We start from the raw sequence: 1,076 nt of genomic DNA, 5'->3' as shown, positions 1-1,076 counted from the left end.
CACCATAGCACAGTTTTCGGGCAATTCTTACGTTTAGTCCCGAGACATGAGTTCGATAGCCTGTCGCGGGCACATCACTCGGGGTCTCCGCTGCGGTCAATGAGCCGTTTTTCGCAGTTCGTAGCGCTGGCTACCGGCCATTTGGCCCATCGCCATAGCCTGCGCGACGTCGTCGCCAACTTGCAGGCTCAAGGTCCCCGGCTCTATCATCTGGGCGTACAGCCTGTGGCGCGGTCGTCATTTGCGCGCGTGAATGAAACACAGCCCTACACGCTCTACGAAGCCCTGTTCGGAAGGCTTTATGATCGCTGCCGGCACCTGGCGCCGCGTCACGGCTTCCGCTTCAAGAACAAGCTGTACTCTATGGACAGCTCGCTGATCGATCTGTCGCTTCGCATCTTCCCCTGGGCGCACCTGGCCTTGGGCAAGGCAGCCATGAAACTGCATCTCGGGCTGGACCACGATGGTTTCCTGCCGGCCTTCGCCGTTGTCACCGAGGGGCGGACCAACGACATGATTGGCGCAAAGCAGTTCGCCTTCTCAAAGGGCTCGATCGTTGTCTTCGACAAGGGCTACAGCGATTATGGCTGGCGTCAGAAACTGACCGACGCCGGTGTCTACTTCGTCACCCGCGCTCGCGGCAATATGGTGTCGACAGTCATCGAAGAAGGGCCGCCGGCCAAGGGGCAGATCGACTTCGACCGCCGCGTCCAACTGACGGGCAAACAGAAGCACAGCCCCAAGCTCAAGCCGTTACGTCTCGTTGGATACACCTGCCCCGACACGGGGCGATCCTACGAGTTCATGACCAATATCGAGCACCTGTCCGCTCAGACCATCGCCGATATCTACAAGAGCCGGTGGCAGGTCGAACTATTCTTCAAGTGGATCAAGCAAAACCTCAAACTCAAAGGTTTCCTCGGCACGTCCAGGAACGCCGTCCTAACCCAGATATGGGTCGCGCTCTGCGTCTGCCTCCTGATCGCCTTCCTAAAGTTCAGTTCCCGCGTCCAGTTGACCATGCAACAGATCGCACGTCTGCTGCAGCTAAACCTATTTCTGCGGCGAGACCTGCT

Annotated in this window: 1 protein-coding gene; it reads left to right on the top strand. The window is 58.5% G+C overall.

The features are described from left to right. Nucleotides 1–1,076: IS4 family transposase (locus ABAC402_RS38920; RefSeq protein WP_031236143.1), on the top strand; the 1,076-nt coding region annotated here is incomplete at both ends.

This window comes from Asticcacaulis sp. AC402 (genome assembly GCF_000495835.1).
GTDB lineage: Bacteria > Pseudomonadota > Alphaproteobacteria > Caulobacterales > Caulobacteraceae > Asticcacaulis.
This window is presented reverse-complemented; position numbering and strand designations above follow the sequence as displayed.